This window comes from Chondromyces crocatus (assembly GCF_001189295.1).
GTDB lineage: Bacteria > Myxococcota_A > Polyangia > Polyangiales > Polyangiaceae > Chondromyces > Chondromyces crocatus.
This window is the reverse complement of sequence record NZ_CP012159.1, coordinates 11237151-11261692: the sequence shown is the minus strand read 5'-3', so window position 1 is coordinate 11261692 and position 24542 is coordinate 11237151. Positions and strand designations below refer to the sequence as shown.

Here is a 24542-nt window from a genome sequence, read left to right as displayed (position 1 = left end):
CCACGGAGAAGAGATCAGGTGCGGTACTGCGCGGCGGCATCGCCCAGCCGGGTGGCCAGGGCGCCGATGTCGCGCGCCGCGCGCTCGGACTGGCGCGTCCCCTCGACGGTCTGCGTGCTGGCCTGCTCGATGGCGCGGATGGCCTGGGAGGTCTGGCCGATGACCACCGTCTGATCCTCGGCGGCGGCCACGATCTGCGCCGCGGCATGGGAGGCCAGGGCGATGGTCTCGGCGAGCTGTTTGATGCGGTCACCCGCGGTGCGTGCGGCTTGCACCGCCGAGGCCACGGTCTTCGTCCCCTCCTCGGTGGCGAGGACCGCGGCGTTCGTGGAGCGCTGGATCTCGCCGAGGATGCTGCGCACCTTGCTCGTGGCGTCCTTGGACTGCTCGGCCAGGCGGCGCACCTCCTGCGCGACGACCGCGAAGCTGCGTCCGTGCTCGCCGGCGCGCGCGGCTTCGATGGAGGCGTTGAGGGCGAGCAGGTTCGATTGCTCGGCCAGTTCGTTGACGGTGGTGATGATCTGCCCGACGGCCTGTGCCTGGTCGGACAGCACGAGGATGCGCTCCGAGATCGAGGTGACCTGGGTGTTCACTTGATCCATGGAGCTGACGCTCCGCTCCACGGCTCGCTGCCCGGAGGTGGAGACCTCCAGGCTGCGCTGCGACGCGAGCGCGACGGCCTTGGCGCGGTCGGCCACCTGCTGCGCGGTCTGGGTGACCTCTTCGACGGTGACCACCGTCTTGGTCACCGCCGACGCGGTCTGCATCGTCACCGCCGTCTGCTCCTGGGTGACCGCGAGGATCTCGCTCGTCGCGCTGCTCAGCGCCACGACGGCCTCGTTGATCCGGAGGGTCATCGTGCGCAGGGCGTGGCCCATCGCGCCGAGATCATCACCGAGCTGACGCATCTCGGTACTCCCCGTGGGCTCCACGGTCGCCGAGAACTCGCCGCGCGCGAGCCGGCCGATGAAGGCGCCGTAGTGGCCGACGGTGGCCGCGAGCTCCTGGCGCGCGCTGGCTTCCTTCTCTGCGCGGATGGCCAGCGCTTTCTCCGAGTCCTCCAGCGCTCTCGCCCGCTGCTCGGAGTCCGCGAGCGCCTGGCCGTAGGTGCGCGACACCGCAAAGAGCTGGCGCCGCGTGAAGAGTCCAATGAACGCGGCGATGCCGAGGAGCATGCCGCCCCCGATCCAGAGCAGGGTGCTCGACGCGCCCCCGGCGGCCTCCGTGCGTGAGTCGCGGAGCTCGGTCTCGACCCGGGTGAAGTCGCCGATCAGCGCGCGCATGCGGTCCATCTGCTCTTTGCCGGTCCGGTGAAGCTCGATGTCGATGGGCTCGCCGCGCTTCTGTCGCTCGATGATCGGACGCGCCGACTCCTGCTGCCATGCTGCGTGGGCGTCACGCAGGCTGATCACCCGACGGGCCTGGGCCGGATTGTCGGCCACGGTGTCCTCCAGCTCGCTGACGACCGAATCGAAGCTGATCGAGGCCGCGTCATAGGGCTCGAGGAACAGGGCGTCTCGGGTGGCGACGTAACCACGCACGCCCGTCTCCTTGTCCGCGAGCAAGCGTTCGACCAGCGCGGCTCGCGCGATGACCTTGTCGGTGTGGTCGACCCACCGTGCCAGCTCGACCAGGCGGTTGATCTGCCAGAACATCAGCGCTCCGACAGCGCCCATCAGGAGGGTCGGGATCAAGACGGTGCGGTTGAGCACCGCGCGGATGTCGGTCTGCGGGGCGGCTGGCTTGGACATGGGGTGAGGCTGTGCGTCGCGAAGCTGGTGGTGGGAGCAGGCGACCGTCGAGCCGGACGTAGTATAGACGACCGATTCGAGGCGCCGACATCCATTCGATGCCGCGCTGTCATGCGCGTCGTGGTGTCCTTGACAGCTTGTCAACGGGAGGGCGTGCGTGAGCGGGTGGCGAGGCCGTGAAACGTCGTCTTCGCCGAGAGAATGCGGCGCGGGTCGGGTGGCACGCGCGTTGCGAATCTGCGCCGCACATGGACGGCCTGAAGCCAGATCGCATCGACCAGCTGACGGGGGCGCTGCTCGGGGCGGCGGTGGGGGATGCCCTCGGTTTGCCCCGTGAGGGCCTGACGCCCGAGCGCGCTGTGCGTCTGTACGGGGTGGGGCCTCTGCGGCATCACTTCGTGCTCGGGCGCGGGATGCTGAGTGACGACGCCGAGCATGCCTGCATGACGGCGCAGGCCCTGCTCGCAGAGGCGGAGGACGAGGGGCGCTTCGCACGTGCGCTCGCCTGGCGCCTGCGAGGCTGGTTTCTCGCGCTGCCGGCAGCCGTCGGGTGGGCGACGTTGCGGGCCATCGTGAAGCTTTGCCTCGGCTTTCCCGTCACGCGCAGCGGGGTGTTCTCGGCCGGGAACGGCCCGGCGATGCGCGCGCCGATCCTCGGCGCTTGTCTCGCCGACACGCCCGAGCGCATCGCGCCGTTCGTGCGGGCCTCCACGCGGCTCACGCACACCGATCCCCGCGCCGAGGAGGGCGCGCTGGTCATCGCCCTCGCGGCGGCCCACGGGGTCCAGCACGGGCCTCACGGCGTTCACCCGACCGCGCTCTTCGGCGAGCTGCGGCGCCGGATCGAGGGAGAGGCGCTGCTTGCGGCGCTCGACGAGGTGGAAGCGCATCTCGCTCGTGGCGCTTCGGGGAGGCAGCTCGCTGCGTCGCTGGGCCTGTCGGATGGCGTGACGGGATACATGCTCCACACCGTGCCCGTCGCGCTCTTTTGCTGGCTGAAGAGCCCTGGAGACGTCGCGCAGTGCGTGGAGGAGGTGATCCTCCTCGGCGGTGACGCCGACAGCACCGGGGCCGTCGCGGGGGCGCTGGCAGGCGCGACGGCCGGGGCCAGCGCCATCCCGTCCGCGTGGCTCGACGGCATCTGCGACTATCCCCGCTCGGTGGGCTGGATGCGCAAGCTCGGGGTGCGTCTGGCGGAGCGCTTCGGTGGCACGGCCGTCCGCCTCGAGCGGGGCACGACGCTTGTCGCGCGGGGTGGTGCGGAGGGCGATCGAGGTCCGCTGCCGCTGTTCTGGCCCGCCATCCTCCCGCGGAATGCCCTCTTCCTCGCCATCGCCCTGCTCCATGGCTTCCGGCGCATGCTGCCGCCGTACTGACGTGGAGCGAGCGTCGTCACGTTCACGGCGCGGGCATCCTGCGCCTCATGCACGGCGCGGGCGTCCTGCGCCTCACGCACGGCGCGGGCGTCCTGCGCCTCACGCGTCACCCCCGCCGCCCTCGCCCTTCGCAGAGGGGGCGATGCGGGAATCCATCGCCTGCGAAGAACGGCCACGCATCATGGTGGCCGGACCCAAGTTCCTCTGGCATCGTCCGCCCCCTATGCTCCTCCGGCTCGCCCTCCGCTCGATCCATCACGCGCTTCCCCCTGCGGCCCTGATCCTCTCGCTCGTGGGATGTGGTGGCGGGGCCTCGCTGGGGACGCCCACGAAGCGGCCGCCGCGGGCGCTGGAGACGCCGCCCTCCGCGGCGAAGGGGCCTTCGGGCCCGCCGCTCCTCCCCGCGAACGTGGTGGCTCACCTCGAAGACGAGGAGTCGTCGCCGTACTTCACGCGCCGGGGGGACGAGGCGTTGCTCTTCTGGGCAGCGGGCGGCAAGTGGTGGTCTCGTCGGCTCGGGGCAGACGGCGCGCCGCTCGCGGCCCGTGTCGAGGTCGGCGTCGCGCCGGAGGAGGTCTCGGTGGCCTCGCTGCGTGCCTCCAGCTCGGGCTACGTCGTGGCATGGATCGAGGAGCAGGGGGGAAGCCGGGCCATCCGGCTGCTCGCGCTCGACGGCGCAGGGAATGCCGCGGGCAAGCCCACGCTGGTCTTGCAGTCGGCCGAGGAGATCGCCTGGGTCGACGTGCTCGTCAGCGCGCAGGGGTCCACGGTGGTGTGGGAGCTGCCGCGGGAGGATGGCGCCGACGTGATGGCGTCGGGCGTCAGCGGAGGCAAGGCGGCGACGCCGGTCGCGGTCGCGCGCGACGTCCTCGCCTGGCAGGCCACGTCGAGTGAGAAGGGCGCGGCCGTCGCCATCGTCCGTCGCGCTTCCGGGAAGTCGACGCGCTCTGCCGCGGAGCCCAAGCTCGGTCAGATCGCGCTCGTCGAGCTCGGCGCGAACGGCAAGCCCGGCGCGCCCGTGGTGGTGAGCCAGGAGGTGACGGCGCAGATCGACCTGGAGATCGCTTCGATCGACGGCAAATACCTGCTCGCCTGGACCGACGAGCGCGATCTGGACGCCACGGTGTACGTCTCCGTGGTCGAGCCAGGCGGGCGCATCGCCGTCGCGCCGCTCCGGGCCACTGCGCCGGCGGGGGAGCAAGCGCTCGTGTCGCTCGTCTCACCCCCGTACGTTCCCGGCGCTCCTCCGGCGAAGCGAGCGCTCCTCGCCTGGGAAGACCTCATCCGCGCGCCGCGGGAGGCGCGGCTCATCCACCTCGCGGCGATCGGGGCCGATGGCGTTCTCGGCAAGGAGCAAGCGGGCCTGATGATGAGCGCGAGCGGCCCTCCGGACCTGGCGCTCGATGGAGACGGCTTCGCGGCGCTCACCCTCGCCCCAGCGGCGGGGCCTCCGAACCTGATGGCCGAGGGGGATGACGAGACGCCCATCTGGCCGACGTACGTGCGCTTCGGTGCGGACCTCTCGGTGCGCGCGGGAGAGCCGGTCCGGGCCGCGCCGTTCGCTGCCACGGGCGGGATTCCGTACCTCGTGCGCGGGCTGTCGTGCGCCAAGGGTCAGTGCACTGCCCTCGCGAGCGCGGCTGCCCCGCGCAGCGCCGCGCCGCCACCCGCGCCAGAACCCCGCGCCGCCTCCTCCGCGCGGAACCCGGGCGGGGCGAACAAGTCCGACAAGGCGGCTCCTCCCCCTCCGCCCCAGGGCGCTCCGCTCGCCGTGGTCGCCCTGCCGGTGCGTGAGGGGCCCTGGCAGGTGCCAGCCCATCGAGAGACGGCCGACGCCGTGCCCCGCGCCAGCTCGGTGCGTGCTCTCTACGATGGCGAGCACGTGTCCCGGGTCGCTGGCACCGATCTCGGCGGGGGTCGTGGTCTCGCCGCGTGGGTGACGTACACGCTGGAGAGCAACGCCGCAGCGAACGGGCGCGCGAAGGACAAGGACAAGGATCAGGGGGCCACGCTGGCGGTGCGCGCGGTCGGCCCCGAGGCGCTCGGGAAGCTCAACGTCCTGTCGCAGAAGGCCTCGTCGATCGGCGGGGTGTCCATCGCCACGGCCCCGGGCGAGCGGCCCGACAGCGTGGTGGCCTGGGTCGCGCGCGAGAAGGGGGAGCCGCAGGTCTACGTCACCCGTCTCGACGCGAACGGCGAGAAGGTCACCCAGAAGAAGGTGACCACCGCGCCGCGACGCAAGACCGCCTCGGGCGCGCCCAGCGAAGCCGCAGACGTCGCCATCGTCCACGATGGGGCGGACGGCTGGATCCTCGCCTGGGTCGACACCCGCGACGGCAACGCCGAGGTCTACGCGGCGCGGCTCGACAAGAACCTCCAGAAGTCGGGGCCCGACCGCCGCGTCACCGACGCCGCCGGTGACGCCGCCGAGGTGCAGATCCTGATGCGCGGCAAGGAGGCCTGGCTCGTCTGGTCCGACGCGCGACAGAACGAGGAGACGGCCGACATCTGGATGGCCCGCCTCGACGCCAAGACGCTCCAGAAAGCCGGGCCGGAGACCCGCCTCTTCACCTCCCCCGAGCACTCGCGCAGCCCGGCCCTCGCGCCCTTCGGCAGCGGCATGCTCGCGGCCTGGATCGAGGAGCCGACCGGGGACGGGGCGACGGGGGGCGGCACCGCCCGGTTCGTGCACGTCGACGAGCGAGGCCTCATGCAAGGCGCGCCCGGCGCCATCCCCCTCGGCGTGGAAGGGGCCTCGGCGGCATCGATCGCGCTCGCCTGCGACGGCGGCTGCCGCGCGGTGCTCACCGTGGCCGAAGGGGAAGCGCTGTCGCTGCGCGCCCTCGAGTTCAACGCGCAGGGCCGGCCCGGGGCGACGCAGCTCCTCGGTGTCCTCACCGGGAACGCGGCCCAGGACGTGTCTCCCTCGTTCGCTGGCTCGGGGGGGCTCTTCTTCTCCGACGACGCGCTGAGCGGCTCCGGCCGCGTCCGGTGGATGACGATCGCCTGGAAGCGCTGAGGCGCGCTCACGCGCCGATCTTCACCGTACGCCCACTCCGCGCCGCCTCCTCGATGGCCTTGATCACCCGCACGTCGGCCAGTCCCTCTTCCCCGGGGGTGAGCGGCGCGGTGTCGTTCATCACGGCCAGCGAGAAATGGTCCATCTCCGCCGCGAACTGGTTCACCGGCTCGACCTGCAGCCGCGTCGTCCCCGCCTCGCGGTTCACGCGCAGCTCCAGCCCCTCGTAGGTGAAGGCCGGGTCGACGTCGATGTACCCGTCCGCGCAATGCACCCGATATCGTGCCGACTTCGCGGCGGCAAAATGGCAATCGCAATGCGCGAGCATGCCGGATGGGAAGCGCATGGTGAACGCATAGCCGGCGGGGACCTCCCTGAAGTTCCCGTCGTCGTGGGGCTGGTGCATCATCGCGGTGACCTCCACCGGCTCCTCCCCCGCGACGTAGCGCGCGGCGTTGATGCAGTAGATCCCGATGTCTCCCAGCGGGCCTCCGGCGAGCTTGCTGCTCAGCCGGATGTTGGGCGCTCGGGTCACCTGCACGTGGCTCGCCTCGAAGGTGCGGAGCGGCCCCAGCTCTTTGCTGCGGCACATCTCGATGACCTTCTGGTTGATGGGCTCGTACCGCAACCGGTAGGCGACCATCAGCTTCTTGCCGGCCCGCTTCGCCGCCGCGATCATCCGGGTGCATTCGTCGGTGGTCGGCGCCATCGGCTTCTCGCAGAGCACGTGCTTGCCTGCCCTGAAGCCGCGGATGGTGTACTCCGCGTGCATCGAGTTCGGCAGGATCACGTAGACGATGTCGACCGCCGGGTTGTCCTCGATCGTGTCGAACATCTCGTAGCCGTAGACGTTCTTCGGATCGAGCCCGTAGGCTTCGGCGACCTGGAGCGCCTTGTCCTGGTGCCCGCTGACCAGCGCTGCGAGCCGAGCGTGCTTGGCCACCCCGAACGCGGGCAGCACCTCCTCCAGCGCGAGCTTGCCGAGTCCCACGATGGCCCAGCCGAGCTTCTTCGTGGCCCGGGGGACCTCGGCGTCAGGGGACTGCGCATTCGGCGGCTCCACAGGGCCGACGTCTTCCTGGGGCGCCGACGTAGCCGCGCTCGGGGGAGGTGCCGTGATCGCGGGCAGGGCCTGGGTCGCCGGCGCCGTCGGTTGCGCCGCGCCGCTGTAGTCGATCTGCTTCGAGACGAGGTGAGACGCGATCCCGCCGACGCTCGCAGCGCCAGCAGCGACGAAGAAATCACGGCGGGAGAACGAGAGCGGCTTCGCGTCGGACATCAGCTCCTCGGCAAGGACAGGGGGCCGTCAACGCTGGCACACGCGATCTCGTCGTGCACCCGTCATGTCCACGGCGGGGGTGAGCCGAGGTCGATGTCCGGAGCGTCCAGCTCCTCGTCGGTCCGCCGGAGCGGGGTGGGGCGCCGGTCTGGATCAGCTCACTGTCCCAGCTTCATGGCGGTGAGGGCCACGGAGGCCCACCCGGCCAGCATCAGGAGCCCCCCGAGCGGCGTCACCGCCCCGAGCCAGCGGATGCCGGTCAACGTCATCACGTACAGGCTCCCGGAGAAGAGCAGCACACCCCCTGCGAAACAGAAGCCCGCCACCGTCGCCGTGGTCGCGCTGGTGCGCCCTGCGAGGTAGGCGGCGAGGGCGAGGGCGAGGGCATGGATCAGGTGATACTGCGCGCCGGTCTGCCACCATCCGGTGCGCAATGCGGCATCCGGGAGCGACTCCAGCCGTGTCTTCAGCCCATGGGCACCGAAGGCGCCCAGCGCCACCCCGAGGAAGCCATAGACGCCCGACAGGAGGAAGAAGACGCGTTCCATGCTCGGGGCGTCTACCGCGGTCCTGGCAAGGCAGCGAGTCTTTGGGGACCGTCGTGAGCCTTCTCCCTCGGTCTCGGTGAGCACGTCACCCTCGGCGAGCACGTCGCCGGGTCCTGCCGACGCTCCGGCAGACGGCGCTCGACGTTGCCTTCGGCGCGTGATGCCCGGAGGTGGTGGTGTGCAGGTGCGGGGGGGCGGTGCGACGCCAGCGAAGGGAGACGTGCGGGGGAGATCGGTGACGGCGAAAGGGATCCCCCGGGAAGGAGAAACGAGTATTCTCCTGCACCCATGTCGTTCCATAGCCTGAACGCGCCTCGCAAGGTTCACTCGCTCGACGCCGAGATCCGTGGTGCCGCCGTGCTGGCGAACCCTGGCCTCGTGGCGATGGTCTCCACCGATCCGGTGCGCGTCGGTGTCTGCGCGCTCGGGGGATCGTCCGGCAAGACGACCAACGTGTCGCTGTCGTCGGCGGACGACGTCGCCCTCCTGTCCAAGGACGTGGCCGTCGTGCGCAGCGAAGGGGACGTGTGGGCGCTGCTCGGCATCCAGCACTCCCCGAAGATGGATCAGGTGTCCCGCGACGCGCGGCAGCTCGCGGCACGTCCCGGCGGCGAGACGGCGCTGACCTTGAAGTGGGACGGCGCGGCCGCAGAGCTCAAGCTGCTGAAGAACGACGTCGAGGAGCGACCCTTCGTCCTGCGGGGATCGGTGCGGGCGTTCGACGTGACCGAGGGCGAGACCTACGCCGTGGTGGACACCGGGGCCGAGGGCGGTGAGCTGCGGGTGCACCCGGGCGCCACCCCGGAGCCGGGGGCGAGCCACCGGGCGACGTTGCCTCGTGAGGCGGCGGGACTCGATCGCGTGCGCGGTGGGCAGCAGCTCTCGGCGCTGTACAAGCGCGGTGGCGGGACGGTGTGCGTGGTGGTGAAGGCAGGCGGCAAGCTCACGGCGAAGACCCTCACCCTCGAGGGGCCGGTGGCGGATGTTGCGGTGCTGGAGGGAGCGCTGTTCGTGGCGTTCCCCGACGGGCGGCTCGCCCTCTACAGCGAGGCGACGATCGAGGGCGCTGGCGCAGGGACGCTCGCGCCGAGCGCGAAGGTTCAGCTCGGAGGGCGGGGTGAGCCGCGCGTGATCGTCGCCACGGCCAAGGGGGGCGCGTCCTTGTGGATCGGGACCAGCGCGGGCGAGATCTACAGCGCTGCGATCGCGCGCAAGCCCGCTGGCTGAGAGGTCGATCGGAACTCTCATGCGTGCCCGTCGGGGTGACGTGAGGTTGTCTTCGCTCGGGGAGCGTTCGATGCGCGTGCTGCTGCTCGCCACGGTGCTCCTCGTGGGCTGCGGGGCCGGTGTGACCGCGACCGGGCCTCGGCACGACATGCCCGTCCCGCGGGGGGTGGCCCGGGCAGAGGTCGCGCTGCGGGTGGATCTCCGGCCGGGGCCTGGATGCGAGGAGGTGTTCGACCTCGCGCTGTACGAGGATCGGGGCGTGGACCTCGTCCAGTGGGATCGGCATGCAGGGGTCTGCAAGGGGCGGTCGGTCACCATCCGGTACCTGCCGCGGCAGCTCTCCGAAGGCGCGCTGCTGGAAGCCGTCCGCAAATTGACGACGCGCGTCGAGAAGGTCGGCGCAGCAAGGGAGACGGAGCGATGAAGTCCTCGAAGCGGACCTCGTCACGACAGCGTTGGGTGGGGATCGGCGCGTTGACGCTCGCGCTCCTGCCGGCGCTCGGCGTGACCTTGAAGGCGGCGGCGGACGACGCGGTGGTTTCGGAGGAGCAGGGCAACGGGGGGCCAGCGCCGGAGAGCCGTGCAGCGGCGCGGCGGCGTGTGCTCGCCGCGATGTCGAGCGACCCCGCGGTGCTGATCAACGTCACGGGGCGGGAGATGCCCGCGAGCCCTGACATCCTCGGCCTGGGAAAGCGGGGGACGCTGGCGCTCTCCAGGTGCCTCGCCGACAACGTGAACGCGGACATCCGCAGCACGTGCGCGATCATGCTCGGCCAGCTGGGTGACCGGCGCGGGCTGCCCGCACTTCAGGCCGCGCTCGACGACTGGGAGCCCGAGGTGCGCGCCGTGGTGATCCAGGGCGTGGCCCGGATGCCGGACCCGAGCTCCCTCGACCCGTTGCTTCGGTTGTTCCGGCGCACGGACGAGGAGGTGGGGAACCGCGTGCTGATCCTGCAGGCGCTGGGGGCGCTCAGCCAGCCGAAGGCGGTGACGGTGCTCCGCCAGGAGCTGCGTCGCAAGCCGGACGCCGATGCGCCGGACCTGCGCGCGACGGCGTTCCGTGCCCTGTGGATGAGCCGCCACCTGATGGCGCGAGCCACGCTGGAAGGCGAGGTGGCCGCCGCGCTCGCGAGCCACCACGCGCCCCTCCAGCTCGCCGCGACCGAGGCGGCGGCCTCGCTGCGCGCCGGGCGGCTCGTCGCGCCACTCACGCCCTTGCTGGAGCATCCCAGCGCCGACATCCGCAACAAGGCGGTCCACGCGCTGGGGCTCGTGGGCGACAAGTCGGCGGCGCAGGTGCTGCTCGCGCGGCTGCCGAAGGTGCGCGAGTCGCGCATGCTCAACAACATCGCCTTCGCCCTGGAGCGGCTGGACCCGGGGGCCTTCTACACGTCGGTGCGCCAGGTCATCGAGCACAAGCAGGCGATCATCCGGCTCAACGCCGCCTTCGTGCTGGGCGACGTGAAGCGGCCCGAGGGGCTGCCCCTGCTGGAGAAGGCGCTCTCCGATCCCAGCGACTTCGTGCGCACGAGCGCGATCGTCGCGCTGGGCAAGCTGGGCACGGACAAGGCGGCGAAGCCGCTGGAGCGCTTCGTGGATGATCCCAACCTGTCGATCCGGCAGGAGGCGATCTATGCGCTGCACGCCCTGAGCGGGGACAAGCGCGCCAACCTCATCCACGACAAGCTGTTCATGACCCGGAAGACGGCGGTGAAGCATCGCGCCGCGCTCGCGCTGGGCCGAGCCGGGGACCCGAGGGTGCGGGACTATCTTCTGTCGTGCATGGAGCAGCAGGACTGCGGGGTCGACGACGTGGCGTCGTATCTCCGGGTCGACCGGGCGCCGGCCGTCTCGGGGAGGGTGCTGCTCGCGTGGGCGCGTGGCCAGGACGAGCTCACGGATCTGCTGGCAGAGCTGCGGCCGCCGGGGACGCTGCCCCTCGCGGCGAGCAGCATGGACGCGGCGCTGGCGCGTGAGGATCGGTGGAGCGCCCGCTCCGCGGTGGACCTCCTGGGAGATCTGGGGGACACGTCGGTGAAGGCGCGCCTCGCACCCCGGCTCGCCGATGTCGACGTCTGGCTGCGCCTGCATGCGGCGGTGGCGCTCTCCCGGCTGGGTGACCGTGATGCGGACGCGCGGATCTTCGCCGAATTCGACAATTTCCCGGCCACCTGGCTGCCCGGGTTCGTGGACGTGGCCCGCCGCATCAAGGAGCCCGAGGTGCAAGCGCGCCTCGCGCCGGAGCTCGCGCGTCGTTCTCGGCGGCCCGCGGCGGTGAGCCGCCCTGTGGGGGCCGGGGTGGGGGCGTCGGGAGATGCAGCGAGGGGACCCGTGGACGCCGGAGGGCCAGACGTCGACATGGCGCTGGCCGCTGCGGCGGTGCAGCTCGCGTGGGATCCGGAAGCAGGGATCTTCCGTTTCCTGGATGCACTCGGCGCGCCCTCGTCGCGCGAACGGGAACTCGCGGCGCGCTATCTGCGCGAAGACCGCGAGCAGAAGCTGACCTGGGTGCTTCGGCGCGCGCTGTCGCGTGAGCAACGAGAGCACGTGCGCGATCGGCTGCGCGAGCTGCTCGTGGGGCGTGACTGACCGGGAGGGGGGGCCTTCCGGCGAGACCACGCTCGGCGCGCGGGCTCGCGCGGGTCTCCTCGGGGCGTCCGCAGCGCTCGCTGCGCTGATCTGGGACCCTGCGGCGCCTGCGGCCACGGCGAAGCATACGGTGCTGCTCCTCGCCGCTGCCGTGGCCCTCGCGGTCGTGCTGGGGCAGGGCGCGAGGCATCGTGAGGTGGCTGGGCGGACTGGCGCGGAAGGGATCTCGTCGCCGGCGGCGTTGTGGCTCGGGTTCGTGGGGTGGTCGGTGGTGTCGCTCGCGTGGGGACATGTGGCGGGCATGGGGATGCTCTGCGCCTGGGTCGCGGTGTCGGCGCTGATGCTCGCCGCGATGCGCTTGCCTGCTGGTGGTGCGCGCTGGGCCGCGCTGGTCGCGGGCGGCTGCCTCGGGGGCGGCTCCTCGCTGTTCGCGCTCGCGCAGGTGGCCTGCGGTGGGCGGGGCTTCGCGATCCATGGGGGCCACGGCAACCCCAACTGGCTGGGCCTGGTGCTCGCCGTGTCACTCCCGCTCACCATCGAACTCGCGTGGGTCTCGTGGCGAGCCGGGTCTCGCTGGTGGCTCGCGGCGGCAGGTGCGGCGGTGGTGTCGTTGCCAGCGCTGCTGCTGGCACGTTCACGGGTCGCCTGGATTGCGCTCGGCGTGACGCTCGCCGTGGGGCTGGTGGTCGGCGCGCACGGTCGCTACCGGCGCGCCGTCCGGCTCGTGGCTTCGGGGGCGATGGGGATGCTGGCCGTCGGTCTCGTGGTGGTGAGCCGCGGGGGGTTGCCGTTGGCGACGTCTGCAGGGGTCGAGGTGCAGGAGGCGCCTTTCGCATCCGAGGCCGTGGGTGCCGAGGTCCCGACGGTGATCGGCGGAGTGGACGTGCCGCTGGCCAGCGCCTGGGACGGGCGTGTCCGGATCTGGCGGGCGAGCGCGGATGCGGCGCGCGCCGCGCTGCCCTTCGGCGTCGGCCTGGGAGCGTTCGCGCCCGCTTACCTCGAGGCGCAGGGGAAGCGGCTCGCGCGGCTCTCTCCGCCGCAGTCGTCTCGGCAGTTTCTGAACGCGACCACGGCGCACAATGACTGGCTGCAAGCGGCGGCGGAAGGAGGGCTGCCAGGCGTCGCCCTCCTCGCGGCGGCCATCGCGTGGGGCATCCGCGTGGCGTGGCGTGCGGGCTGGTTCGCTGGTGCGGCGTCGCTCGGTACCTTCGCCCTCTGCGCCTGGGGGGACAGCCCGCTTCAGCAGCCCGCCGTTGCGTTGCTGATGGCGCTCACGCTGGCTGCGTCGGGACGAAGGGACCGAGGGGCAGCTTCTTCGAAGACTCCTGTCGTGCCGCGGTCGGGCGAAGGAGATCCATTCCTGTGGACGGCAGGGGCTCCGGCCGCGCTGGGGCTGGTGGCCGTGGCGCTCCTGCTCGCCGTTGCGACGCGGAGCTGGCTCTCCGCGCGTCAACTCAGTGACGCACGGGACGTGATGCCTGCGGCCCGGAGTGCCATGATCGAGCGCGCCGTGCGGCTGGATCCGTGGAACGGCGAGGCGAGGCTGGCGCTCGGACTCGCGCGGCTGGAGGAAGGCGATGCTGCCGGCGCGCTCGGGGTGCTGGAGTGCTCGCGCGCGCTGCTCGCCAACGTGGGGACCGACGTGGCGATCGGCAACGCCCACCTCGAGCTGGACGCGCCTGCTGCGGCCGTGAGCGCCTATCGCCGCGCCCTCCGCCATCACCCCGGCTCGCTGCGAGCCCATGCCAACCTCGTCGAGGCGCTCGTCCGGGTGGGCAAGCTCGATGACGCCGAGGTCCACCTCGACGCGGCGCGATCGATTTCCCCAGGGCACCCTCGGATGCTGGCCATCACCGAGCGCGTGCGGCGTGCGCGGCTGGATGCCGAGGCGTCGGGTGCGCGCTGAGGGCACGACGGCGCTCGGGGGTCACGGGTCCTCGGGTCACGCCAGCAGCAAGGCCTGTCGCACCGACTCCACGTCCGTCACCGCGTGCAGCACGGGTTGAAGGCCCAGGCCGGGAGGCTCCCCGAAGGCACCGCTGGCGGCGACGGCCCGGGCGCGTGGACCATCGAGGACCAGGAACACGTCACGGACGCCTCCAGGGCCTGGTGCGTCGATCACGTCGATGATCCGGGTTCGGTCGAGATGCAGCTCCTCGTCTCCTCGCTGGATGAGCACCCGCAGATCGGTGATCAGGTAGCGCGTCTCCCGGTCGAGACGCGCAGGGCGCACCACCGTGGCGTAGAGCGTCGCGACCCCGGCGGCCGTGAGGAGCACGATGGTCAAGGCGAGGGCGGCCACGAGCGACATGAAGGTCAGGCTCTCCGGGTGCACGCCCGCGCGCACCACGAGCCGCAGGATGCGCACGGACTGCGCCGCCGTGCCCGCGCCGGTCACGAAGAACATCAACCCCATGGCGACGGAGATCACGCCGCGGATGCCCCTGGGGAGCCAGCGCCGCCAGCCGCCGTCGGGGTGACCCGACCAGAGCACCCGCTCGCCGTCGTCGAGGCGCTGCGCCAGCAGCCGATGACCGTCCCCTGCCGGTGCCGACGGCGTGACGCCCCGCAGGATGGCCCAGACGCGATCGGGCGCGATGATGCCGGGCAGGGTGATCGAGAGCCGCCGCCTCAGCGCGCCCGTGGGCACGGCGCGCACCAGCTCCAGGTCACCCACGCCAGGGTGCTTTGGGCTCCAGTGGATGCGGGCGTAGCTGATGGATCGCCGCTCGATCGAGCGCCGCATCCTCCCGCGCTGCGTGACGATGTGGTGCGCGGTCAACGTGTACTCCAGCTCCGACCGCCACCACCGGGGCAGCGCCCGCGCGGCCACGGCGAGCGTCGCCATCCAGGCCGAGAACAGGAGGAGCTGGGTCGGGCGGGCGTGGAGGGCCGTCGCGACGACGATGGCCGAGGCGGTGCCAATCGCCGAGGTCACGGCGCACACGATGGAGGCGGAGCGGTAGGTGGCCGGCACGTCGATGACCTTCGGCCTCCCCTTCCAGAGCACGGGCTCGTTGAACAGCGAATCGCGAATCACCGAGGCCTCCTTCTGCGACGACGTCGACGTCTACGGTGTCTTGCCTCGTGGTCGCGCAGGTGGAGGCTTTGCGCTGGTGCGCACCTTCAGGCTACGGCGGATGGCGTCTTCGCGCTCGCGCTCGCACTGGGCGAGCCGCACGCGGGCGAGGGGAGCCCACGAGTCCTCGGTCGGCGCACTGTCCAGGTAAGCTTGCCACGAAGCCACCGCGTCGCCGAAGAACTGCACCCGGGCCGCGCCGGTCTCGGCTGCCCGCGCGCTCTGCCAGTGGCCGAGGGCTTTGTACCAGTGCACATCGTACGAGGGCACGTAGAACCAGCCAGGCCCGTTGATGCGCATGTCCCGTGGATCATAGGTGCGCGCGAGCCGGATGTTCTCGAGGGCAGACTCCAGGTCGCCAGAGCGATCGAGCCCCACGCTCAGACCCCAGAGCGTGGTCACCCCGTGGCTGAACATCTCGCGCGTCCCCAGCAGCGCCAGAGAAGCGCGATACCCTGCCACGGCCTGGGTGATGTCGCCGATCGCCATGAAGGCCTCGGCGCGGTTGGACAGCAGGAGAGAGCGCGGCCCGGCGTGCGGCTCCAGGGCCAGGGCCTCGCCGTACGCTCGGATCTCTTCGTCGTGCCGGTCGAGGCGCGCGTAGCACACCGCGAGATCTCGGTAGACCTCCGAGCGCACCGGCGCGGGCGGGGAAAGGCGCAGGATGGCCTCCAGCTCGTGTGTGGTCGCCTCGTAGTCGCCGAGTTCTTGCAGGATGCCCGCGTAGCGGGTCCGCAGGAAGGGATCGGTCGAGGTCTTCACCCCCGCCATCTCGTAGAGCAAGCGCGCCTGCGTGAGGTAGAGCTGCGCCATCTGTGGCGACAGGCCCCCTTCTTCTTGCTCGCTCTTGAGCAGCAGTCGCTCCGCCGTGCGGATGGTCTCCCGTTGCTTCTCGCCCTGCGGGTCGCGCGCCCGCGCCCAGACGGAGGGACGTGCCTGCACCGCCGTCGGCAAGAGCCAGAGGACCCCGAGCAGCAAGCCCCCGAGCCAGCGTTGCCTGTGCCGGCTCATGGCTGCTTTGCTCCCTGGCGAGGCGGCGCAGAGGCACCCTGCCGCCGCGCCGCTGCGGCCCCACGGGGGAGCGCCGCGAGCCTCGCTTGTGCCGCTGCCGCCCAGGGCCCCTTCCCGCTCGGAGTGGCCAGGAAGGCATGCCACTTCTCCGCGGCGCCTCCGGGATCGGTGCGTTCGAGCGACAGCGCCTCCAGCGCCAGTCGGTCATCGTCGACGACCAGGTATCCCGACGCGCGAGGGCGGGCGCTGGCCTCGGCTGCGCTGTCCAGTGCGGCCTCGGCTTGCGTCGCGTCGCCCGAACGATCCAGCACCAGCGCGAGCGAGAGCAGGACATCGCCCGTGAGCTGCGTGGGAGGGCGGAGCCGGGCCTCACGGAGATAGGCCGCGGCTTCGTCGAGCGGGGCCCTCCCCTGGCTCTCCGGGCGTGCTGCGCCCGACGCTGACGTGGCGGGGGCTGTGGCCGCTGCAGGGGGGCTGGGGGAGGGGGCGCCTGCGGCGGGGGTCTTTGCGGCGGATGGGTTTGCGGAGGCCGGGCTCTCCGTCGGTGTGGCCGGTGCGGCGGCGACGGCCATGGCCACGTGGGCAGCTTCCAGCAGCGCCGCCACGCGACGATCCAGGCTGCCCAGGAGATCGATGCGCGGAACGAGCGCTCTGTAGATGGCGAGGGACTCGTCGCGTTTGCCGTCGAGCCGCAGCGTGCGCGCGAGATCGTGCATGGTGGACGGGTCCTCCACGCTCCGGGGATCGATGGCGCGCGCGCGCGAGAAGTCCCGCGCTGCCTCGGCGGGCGCGCCGAGCGCCAGCGCCACCCTGGCGAGCACCACCAGGGGCGCGGCTCGGCCGGGCAGTGCCTCCTCGGCGAGCTTGGCGGCCTCGCGCGCCGCCTCGGGCCGGCTGGCGAGCTGCGCATGCGCGCGCGCGATCAGGTCGCAGTAGCGCTGGAGGGTAGGGACCCGAGCGCGCTCCCAGACCGAAGGACCTCGCGCGATGGCGCGCCCGACCCGGGCTTTGCATTCGGGCGGTCGTGCAGCCGCCGCGGCGGCCGCGTTCAAGCTGGGGCCACTGTTTCCAGCCCAGGGCAAGGCGAGGAGGGTCGACAGAAGGAGCGGGGCCGCTGGCACGTAGCAGAGCATATCAGCCCGCGGGCCTCGAAGCCGCCATGCCCCTCGCGACCGAACTGGTCCGTGACTGTCCCTTCGGGGGCCCTGGAGCGGCTCCCGGGGCACGAGGCCCCTTCCTCCGCGAGGTGACGACCCGCCCCCCTTCCGTTCGAGGTGCTGGCTCCTCGGCTCAGCTCCGCTCAGGGCTGGCAAACCCCCGGGATGTCGGTCTCGGGGCGACCTCCGACGCAGGTGAGGTCGGGTCGGCAAGGCAAGAGCCCGCGGCTCCCGCATGGGTCCCCTACACCCCCGAAGCATCGTGAGAGGGGCGCCTCCGTGACGCTGCCAGCGTCTCCTGCATCGACGCGCTGATGGGCCTCCTGGCAGTCCTCCTCGTCGTGGCTCGCGACGGGCAAGAAGAACTGACGAGCGGCGATGACGGTCGCGTCACCTGCGGGTCCCGCTTTGGGGATGACCTTCTCGACGCCCTCCACGAGCAGCCCGCGCTCGTCGAGCAGGGCCCGTCGGGCGGCCTCCTTGTCCCTCTCGGTCCCCGACGCCCCGCTGAGATCGACCCCGTCGAGCGTCCGGGTCCGGGTCGTGTTGACGATCCGGGCTTCGGTGTCGGGGCAGGGGTAGGTGACACACTGCACCCCGTTGCTCCCCACGTGGAACAGGGTCGACGAGAGCGAGCCCTCTCGCGGCGCGCGAAAGGCGTCGCTCACCACCAGGTTGCGGAGGCGAGGCACATCCTTGCGCGGCCGCATGACCCCGTGAAAGACGACGTTCCCCTCGCGCAGCGCGCGCTCTTCGTCCATCCGGAGGCCGAGCCGCGAGAGATCGATCGTGGCCACATAGCACGAGGCGGCGACCGCGCCGTCGGCGCACTCGGTGAGCCTCTTGTTCGCCTTCGCGATGAAGTAACCGCCGCAATGGGGCTGGGCACACCGACGCACGTCGACGGCAGTCACCACGTAATAAGCTGGATCTTGCCGCTCCCGGGCTGCTTTCGCGTCTCCCCGGATTCCCAGCAAGCTCACGAATCCGACGGCAATGGCAAGCGCTCTGAGCATCGTGATTCCCTCCCGACCCCTGTGCGGTTCTTTCAGGGCGAAATGGGCCTTCGCCCCGTTTGCCGACCAGGTGCAGGAACAGGGCCAGAGCGCGCTCCGGCAAGCGCGCAGGCTGCTCTGCGGTGAGCGCGAGAGGCGACGTGTCTGCCTGGCGCCACCGATGTCGTCGCGCCCGCTTCAGGCGGCGAGCTGGCGTGCTCGCTCCGCGAGACCTTGCACCACGGAATGGAAGCTGCGGAGGCGCCGCATCTTGCTCGCGCCGAACCGCTCTTCGAGCGCCTGCGCGATGCGTGGAACACGCGCCGTACCCCCCGTGCAACAGACCACGTCGATGTCGTCGAACGAGACCCCTGCCGCGTCGACGGTGGTGTCCAGCGACTGGACGATGGTGTCGATCGCGCGGCTGCTGCCCGTCTCGAACTCGTGGCGACGGACGTCTTCGTGGATCTCGACCGACGGATAGCTGAAGTGGAACGTGGCGGTCGGGCTCTCGGACAGCGCACACTTGGTCCGCTCGATGGCCTCGAAGACGCGGAACGCGAGCGCGTCCTCCACGAGGCACAGCAGCTGATCCATGCGCTCGCGGTCCTCGCCGCCGAGTGACCAGGCCTTCACGTCGCGCAGGAACGCGAGCACGTCGCGGTGCTGGAGGGTGGTCATGTCGGCCGGCGAGCAGAGCTTCTCGACGATGGCGCGCGGCATGGTGAGCACGTTGGAGCCCAGAGGGACCTTGTAGGTGACCTCTGCGCCGAAATGCCGGGAGATCTTGTGGCGCATCAGGCTTCCATCGAGCGCGTCACCCGCGACGGAGACGCCACCCAGGGCGAGCACGCCGGCCGGGTCGAGGGTGTGTCCTTGCATGCGGACGACGGTGAAATCCGAGGTGCCGCCACCGAAGTCGGCGATGAGCACGAGCGAGGCGCGGTCCTCGTCGAGACGAACGTCGTGTGCGGCGGCGACGGGCTCCGGGCAGAACGACACCTCCTGGAAGCCGGCCAGCTTGGCGGCGCGTTCGAGGCGCTCCTCGGCGAGCCGATCCTCGTTCGGACCGCCGGCGAAGCGAGCAGGGCGGCCGAGGAGCACCCGCTCGACCGTGACGCCGAAATGCGCATCGGCCCGCTCGCGCATGGTCCTCAGGAACCGGCCGATCAGCTCCTCGATGCTCAAGGTGCGGGAGCCGATCTGCGTCCCCGAGAAGCTCCGATCGGGCAAGTACTTCTTCGTGGAGCGGATGAGGCGGCCCTGCATCCCGTGGTCGACGAAGTCTCGGATGGCCCTCGCGCCGCAGGAGAAGCGGTTCTCGTGATCGAAGAACAGGACGCTCCGCAGGATGGTCGGATCGGCTGCCGCGTCGTCGAGCGGGATCGGTGGACAGGTCGCGTCGGCGCTGGCGGCCGCGAGGAGCGAGTTGGAGGTGCCGAAGTCGATCGCATAGATCGACGGACGAAAGCTCGGTGCCATGAAGGTTCGCCTCCTGTGGGCGTGATGAGGTCGATGGGTCGTGAGCGAAGTTCGTGCGCCGGGGAAGGGCCCCCAGCGCGGCGCATCTGGCCAGCAGCGGCCTACCTTTACAAGCTGTCGACGGCGTGAGAGAATTCGGGAGCCTCACTGGATGAGCGGTGATTTCTGCCCCCTTCGGCAGGATTGACCAGAGCCAGGCTCCCGAAGATCGAGCTACGTCCCGCTGGCAACGCGCCCATCAGGCCGTCTGAAGCACAAGCGCGTGCCCCGTGGTCTCGCCAGGTGTCCCACGACGGAACGGCCGTGCTCGGCACATCCGCTGCATCCTGACGAGCCGCCCTTCGAGGGCCGTGTGCTTCGGGAACGCCCCTCGGCGGGTGAAGGCCGTTTCCGCGCCGTTCGCAACGCAGGAGAGACGATGCATCGTCATGGTGCTCAGGTCGCTGGTCCCGGATTGCTCACGGGCCGTGTCCGTTTGCTGCGCAGGCGTGACCGAGGTGCGCGCCTGCTCCTGGGGGCTGCGCTTTGTGTCGCTGTCGCAGGGGCCGGGTGCTCGTCCAAGGCCCCACCGCCCCCACCACCCCCTGCGCCGGTGCGTGTCGCCACCGCCGAGAAGGCCACCGTCCCCGTGCGCCTCAAGGCCATCGGTGCCGTCGAGCCCTCGTCCACCGTCACCTTGCAGCCCAGGGTCTCGGCGCAGATCACGAAGGTGCTCTTCAAGGAAGGGCAGGACGTCAAGGCGGGCGACCCGCTCTTTCAGCTCGATCAACGCCCCTTTCAGGTCGCCCTCGCAGAGGCGCTGGCGCAGCTCAAGCAGAACCAGGTCCAGCTCCAGAACGCGCGGACGGAGGCCGAGCGCTACCTGCGGCTTCAACAGGAGGGGGTCGGCTCGAAGGAGCAGGCCGAACAGAAGCGTGCGGCCGCAGACGCGCTGGCCGCCACCGTCCAGGCCAACCAGGCGACGGCGGCAGCGCGCCAGCTCGATCTCACCTTCACGACCATCAAGTCCCCCATCGACGGTCGGACCGGGGCGATCCTCGCGCACGAAGGCAACCTCGTGACGGCAAACACCACCAACCTGGTGGTCATCAACCGCCTCAAGCCGATCTACGTCACCTTCACGCTCCCCGAGCACGAGCTTGCCGAGGTCCGCCACTTCATGGAGGAGAGCCAGCTCGGCATCACCGCTTCGCCACCGGAGAAGCCGGACGCCATCGAGCGAGGGACGCTCAGCTTCGTCGACAACACCGTCGATCGCGCCACGGGGACGGTGAAGGTGAAGGGGACGTTCGACAACACGGAAGCGCGCCTCTGGCCAGGTCTGTTCGTGGAGGTCTCGATGACCCTGACCACTCAGAAAGACGCCATCGTGGTGCCAGGCTCCGCCATCCAGGCCGGGCAGGAAGGCGACCACGTCTTCGTGGTCGGTGCCGACCAGACGGCAGAGCTCCGGAACGTCAAGAAGGGCGGGCGGGTCGAGGGGGATCGAGTGGTGATCAGCGAGGGGGTTTCGGCCGGTGACCAGGTGATCACCGACGGCCAGCTCCGGCTCACGCCAGGCGCGAAGATCGGGATCGTGGACGGGCCACCCCCGAAGGATCCAGCGGTCGACGCTGGCGCCGGCACAGGGGAACTGACCCGGGGCGGCCTGTGAACTTCTCGCGGTTGTTCATCCAGCGGCCGGTGATGACGACGCTGCTGACGCTGGCGGTCGTGCTGTTCGGCATCGCCGGCTACAAGGCGCTCCCCGTCAGCAACCTGCCGAACGTCGAGTTTCCCACGATCATGGTCTCCGCCGCGCTCCCGGGCGCGAGCCCGGAGACCATGGCCGCTGCGGTGGCGACGCCCCTGGAGCGCCAGTTCTCGACCATCCAGGGCGTGACGTCGATGACCTCGACCAGCGCACTGGGGACCACCCAGATCACGCTCCAGTTCGCGCTGGAGCGGAGCATCGACGCCGCCGCGCTGGACGTCCAGTCGATGATCTCCAAGGCGGGAGGTGACCTCCCGCCCGACTTGCCAGCTCCCCCGAGCTTCCAGAAGGTGAATCCGGCCGAAGCGCCCATCCTCTACCTCGCCCTGGGCTCGCGCACGCTGCCGCTCTCCGACGTCGACGAGTACGCCGAGACCAACATCGGCCAGCGCATTTCCACGGTGCCTGGTGTCGCCCAGGTGCAGGTCTACGGCGCGCAGAAGTACGCCGTCCGCGTCCAGCTCGACCCTCAGGAGCTCGCGTCACGTCAGATCGGCGTCGACGAGGTGACCGCGGCCATCCAGGCGCAGAACGTCAACCTTCCGACGGGCGTGCTCCAGGGGGAGAGCCGGGCCCTGGTCATCCAGGCGACGGGACAGCTCACGCGGGCCCCGGCCTACCGGCCGCTCATCGTCGCTTACCGCGACGGCGCGCCCGTCCGCCTCGAGCAGCTCGGCCGGGTGATCGACAGCGTCGAGAACGACAAGATCGCCAGCTTCATCGACGGCGAGCGGGCCATCGTCATCGCCATCCAGAAGCAGCCCGGCAGCAACACCGTCGCCGTCGTCGACGCCATCAAGGACCTCTTGCCGAAGCTACGCAACGAGATCCCGGCCTCCGTCGACATCCAGACCCTCTACGACCGATCGCTCACCATCCGCGAGTCGGTCTTCGACGTCCAGATCACGCTCGCCCTGACCATCGGCCTCGTCGTGCTGGTCATCGCCCTGTTCCTGCGCAACCTCTCGGCGACCTTCGTCTCGGGCGTGGCGCTCCCCATCTCGATCGTGGGCACCTTCGTGGCCATGTGGTTGCTCGGCTACAGCCTCGACAACCTGTCGTTGATGGCGCTCACCCTGTCGGTCGGCTTCGTCGTCGACGACGCCATCGTCGTGCTGGAGAACATCTTCCGCCACATGGAGATGGGCAAAAAGCCCATCGACGCCGCGCTCGATGGCGCGAAGGAGATCGGTTTCACGGTCGTGTCGATGACCATCTCGCTCGTCGCGGTCTTCATCCCGGTGCTCTTCATGGCGGGCATCCTGGGGCGCATCCTGCGTGAGTTCGCGGTCACCATCAGCGTGGCGCTCCTCATCTCGGGCGTCGTCTCGCTGACGCTGACGCCGATGCTCGCGGCACGCGTCCTCAGGCAGTCGAAGCATGCGGGGAAGGAGAACGAGCGGGATCAGGAGGTTGGCGGTGCCGGCGACGCCGAGGAGGCCGACAGGACTCCGCACGTCGGCATGGCGCGTGAGGCGGGCGAGGTCCGTGACGGGGACGACGCCCTCGAGGCCAGCAGGGGTCGCGTGGTCGACGAGGTCCGAGCGACGGCAGAGGCCACCGCTGCTCGCGCTGCCACGTCGGAGACCGAGACGGGCGGCGCAGCGGGCGAGAACAAGGCGCACGCCGTCGAGCACCGCGTCCCCCCGAAAGGCCTGTTCGGGAAGGTCGAGCAGCTCTACGAGCGCAGCCTCAAGGTGGTGCTCCACCACAAGCTCGTCACCGTGATGGTTTCGGTGCTGATGCTGATCGGCACCGTGGCCCTGGTGATGGTGCTGCCGAAGGGACTCTTCCCCAGCGAGGACACGGGCCAGCTCTTCGGCCAGACCCTCGCCGCGCAGGGCACCTCGTTCGAAGCGATGAAGGCGCACCAGGCGGAGGCCGCCAACATCGCCAAGGAACATCCAGCGGTCGCGTCGGTCATGTCTGCGGTCGGCTCCGGTGGACCCAACGCGGGGAGCAACGCCGGCCGCCTGATCGTGCGCCTGAAGCCGAGCAAGGAGCGCGATCGGGGCCCTGACGAGGTGATCGACGAACTGCGCCCGAAGTTCGCCCGTATCCCTGGCCTTCAGGTCTTCCTCCAGAACCCGCCCACCATCCGGGTCGGCGGCGCCCTCAGCCGAGCCCAGTACCAGTTCACCTTGACCTCCACGGACACCGAGAGCCTCTACAAGGCGGCCGGCGAGCTGGAGAAGAAGATGCGCGGCATGCCCGGGCTCGCGGACGTGAGCAGCGACCTCGAGAACAAGAACCCCGAGGTGGACGTGGTCATCGACCGCGACAAGGCCGGCGCGCTCGGCGTGACGGCGCGGCAGATCGAGGAGGCGCTGTTCACCTCGTTCTCCCAGCGGCAGATCTCCACCATCTTCGCGCCCACCAACCAGTACCGGGTGATCATGGAGGTGCTGCCCGAAGCCCAGCGGGACACGAGCGCCTTCTCGAAGCTCTACATCCGAGCGAGCTCCGGTGAGCTGGTGCCGCTCTCGACCGTGACGCACATCTCGGAGAGCACCGGCGCGATCAGCGTCAACCACCTCGGCCAGCTTCCGGCGGTGACCCTCTCGTTCAACCTGGCCCCGGGCACCTCGCTGAGCGACGCCACCGCCCGGGTGGAGGCCGCCGCGCGCGAGAACCTGCCGCCGACCGTGAGCACGTCCTTCCAGGGCAGCGCGCAGGTGTTCCAGGAGTCCCTGGGGAGCCTGGGCTGGCTGGTCGTCCTGGCGGTGGGGATCATCTACGTGGTGCTCGGGGTGCTCTACGAGAGCTTCGTCCACCCGATCACCATCCTCTCCGGCCTCCCCTCGGCCGGGTTCGGCGCGTTCCTCGCCCTGTGGATCACCGGGCACGAGCTGGACCTCTATGCGTTCGTCGGCGTCCTGATGCTCATCGGCATCGTGAAGAAGAACGCCATCATGATGATCGATTTCGCGCTCGAGGCGGAGCGCAAGGGCGGGAAGAGCCCGGAAGACGCGATCTTCGAGGGCTGCATCGTCCGCTTCCGACCGATCATGATGACCACCATGGCGGCGCTCATGGGCATGATGCCCATCGCCCTCGGCTTCGGTGCGGGAGCCGATGCGCGCAGACCCCTCGGCATCGCCGTGGTGGGCGGGCTCCTGGTCTCGCAGCTCATCACGCTGTACCTGACGCCGGTGATCTACGTGTACCTCGACGAGTTCCAGGCATGGCTCGGGCGTCATCTGCGGCACCGTCGCCATCGCGAGGCGACGGCCTGAGCCGTGTCGTGTCTCCATGAGGTCATCGCCTCACTTCCAT

16 protein-coding genes are annotated in these 24542 nt (G+C 70.7%); 8 read left to right on the top strand and 8 right to left on the bottom strand.

The genetic code is table 11. The features are described 5' to 3' along the window. Nucleotides 1-14 precede the first annotated feature (14 nt). Entirely contained in the window at nucleotides 15-1895 is a 1881-nt protein-coding gene (locus tag CMC5_RS41050) for a methyl-accepting chemotaxis protein (protein WP_156339267.1), read from the bottom strand. A 104-nt stretch (nucleotides 1896-1999) separates the two neighbouring features. On the opposite strand from CMC5_RS41050, the gene CMC5_RS41045 reads away from it, so the two are divergent. Next, nucleotides 2000-3127: an ADP-ribosylglycohydrolase family protein gene (locus CMC5_RS41045; RefSeq protein ID WP_050435524.1), complete on the top strand. Its 1128-nt coding sequence runs from the start codon at nucleotides 2000-2002 to the stop codon at nucleotides 3125-3127. A gap of 223 nt (nucleotides 3128-3350) precedes the next feature. Beyond that, nucleotides 3351-6146 (top strand): TolB family protein, encoded by a 2796-nt coding sequence (locus CMC5_RS41040; RefSeq protein ID WP_156339266.1) that lies wholly within the window; start codon nucleotides 3351-3353, stop codon nucleotides 6144-6146. 7 nt (nucleotides 6147-6153) lie between these two features. Here the strand turns inward: CMC5_RS41040 and CMC5_RS41035 are convergent, their stop codons facing one another. Continuing rightward, nucleotides 6154-7425 carry a Gfo/Idh/MocA family protein gene (locus CMC5_RS41035; RefSeq protein ID WP_082363330.1) on the bottom strand — a complete coding sequence of 424 codons (1272 nt, stop codon included), beginning with the start codon at nucleotides 7423-7425 and terminating at the stop codon, nucleotides 6154-6156. A gap of 158 nt (nucleotides 7426-7583) precedes the next feature. After that, nucleotides 7584-7973 carry a DUF423 domain-containing protein gene (locus CMC5_RS41030; RefSeq protein ID WP_050435522.1) on the bottom strand — a complete coding sequence of 130 codons (390 nt, stop codon included), beginning with the start codon at nucleotides 7971-7973 and terminating at the stop codon, nucleotides 7584-7586. A gap of 288 nt (nucleotides 7974-8261) precedes the next feature. On the opposite strand from CMC5_RS41030, the gene CMC5_RS41025 reads away from it, so the two are divergent. From CMC5_RS41025 to CMC5_RS41010, 4 genes are all read left to right on the top strand, one after another. Next, complete coding sequence (locus CMC5_RS41025) at nucleotides 8262-9200, top strand: hypothetical protein (RefSeq protein WP_050435521.1); 939 nt, start codon at nucleotides 8262-8264, stop codon at nucleotides 9198-9200. Between the two features lie 70 nt (nucleotides 9201-9270). Next, complete coding sequence (locus CMC5_RS46340) at nucleotides 9271-9624, top strand: hypothetical protein (protein ID WP_169796817.1); 354 nt, start codon at nucleotides 9271-9273, stop codon at nucleotides 9622-9624. Further along, nucleotides 9621-11789, top strand: coding sequence for a HEAT repeat domain-containing protein (locus tag CMC5_RS41015; RefSeq protein ID WP_050435519.1), 2169 nt, complete (start codon nucleotides 9621-9623; stop codon nucleotides 11787-11789). Before CMC5_RS46340 ends, CMC5_RS41015 begins: the two co-directional genes overlap by 4 nt. After that, nucleotides 11782-13695 carry an O-antigen ligase family protein gene (locus tag CMC5_RS41010; protein ID WP_156339265.1) on the top strand — a complete coding sequence of 638 codons (1914 nt, stop codon included), beginning with the start codon at nucleotides 11782-11784 and terminating at the stop codon, nucleotides 13693-13695. Before CMC5_RS41015 ends, CMC5_RS41010 begins: the two co-directional genes overlap by 8 nt. Before the next feature lie 36 nt (nucleotides 13696-13731). On the opposite strand, the gene CMC5_RS41005 is transcribed toward CMC5_RS41010, so the two are convergent. The 5 genes from CMC5_RS41005 to CMC5_RS40985 all read right to left on the bottom strand — a co-directional run bounded on the left by CMC5_RS41005 (nucleotide 13732) and on the right by CMC5_RS40985 (nucleotide 19513). Next, nucleotides 13732-14829, bottom strand: coding sequence for a hypothetical protein (locus CMC5_RS41005; protein WP_169796411.1), 1098 nt, complete (start codon nucleotides 14827-14829; stop codon nucleotides 13732-13734). Nucleotides 14830-14859: 30 nt separating this feature from the next. Then, nucleotides 14860-15879: a tetratricopeptide repeat protein gene (locus CMC5_RS41000; RefSeq protein WP_156339264.1), complete on the bottom strand. Its 1020-nt coding sequence runs from the start codon at nucleotides 15877-15879 to the stop codon at nucleotides 14860-14862. Next, complete coding sequence (locus tag CMC5_RS45560) at nucleotides 15876-17000, bottom strand: hypothetical protein (RefSeq protein ID WP_156339263.1); 1125 nt, start codon at nucleotides 16998-17000, stop codon at nucleotides 15876-15878. Before CMC5_RS45560 ends, CMC5_RS41000 begins: the two co-directional genes overlap by 4 nt. Nucleotides 17001-17179: 179 nt before the next feature. Continuing rightward, nucleotides 17180-18052: a DUF6748 domain-containing protein gene (locus tag CMC5_RS40990; protein ID WP_156339262.1), complete on the bottom strand. Its 873-nt coding sequence runs from the start codon at nucleotides 18050-18052 to the stop codon at nucleotides 17180-17182. 177 nt (nucleotides 18053-18229) lie between these two features. Beyond that, a complete protein-coding gene (locus CMC5_RS40985; RefSeq protein ID WP_050435514.1) occupies nucleotides 18230-19513 on the bottom strand; it encodes an Hsp70 family protein in 1284 nt (427 codons plus the stop codon). Nucleotides 19514-19931: 418 nt separating this feature from the next. On the opposite strand from CMC5_RS40985, the gene CMC5_RS40980 reads away from it, so the two are divergent. Together CMC5_RS40980 and CMC5_RS40975 are read left to right on the top strand one after the other, a co-directional pair. Beyond that, nucleotides 19932-21167, top strand: a complete 1236-nt coding sequence (locus CMC5_RS40980) for an efflux RND transporter periplasmic adaptor subunit (protein WP_063796446.1) — start codon at nucleotides 19932-19934, stop codon at nucleotides 21165-21167. Continuing rightward, on the top strand, nucleotides 21164-24502 hold the full coding sequence (locus CMC5_RS40975; RefSeq protein WP_050435512.1) for an efflux RND transporter permease subunit: 3339 nt from the start codon (nucleotides 21164-21166) through the stop codon (nucleotides 24500-24502). Before CMC5_RS40980 ends, CMC5_RS40975 begins: the two co-directional genes overlap by 4 nt. The last annotated feature ends 40 nt before the right edge of the window (nucleotides 24503-24542 follow it).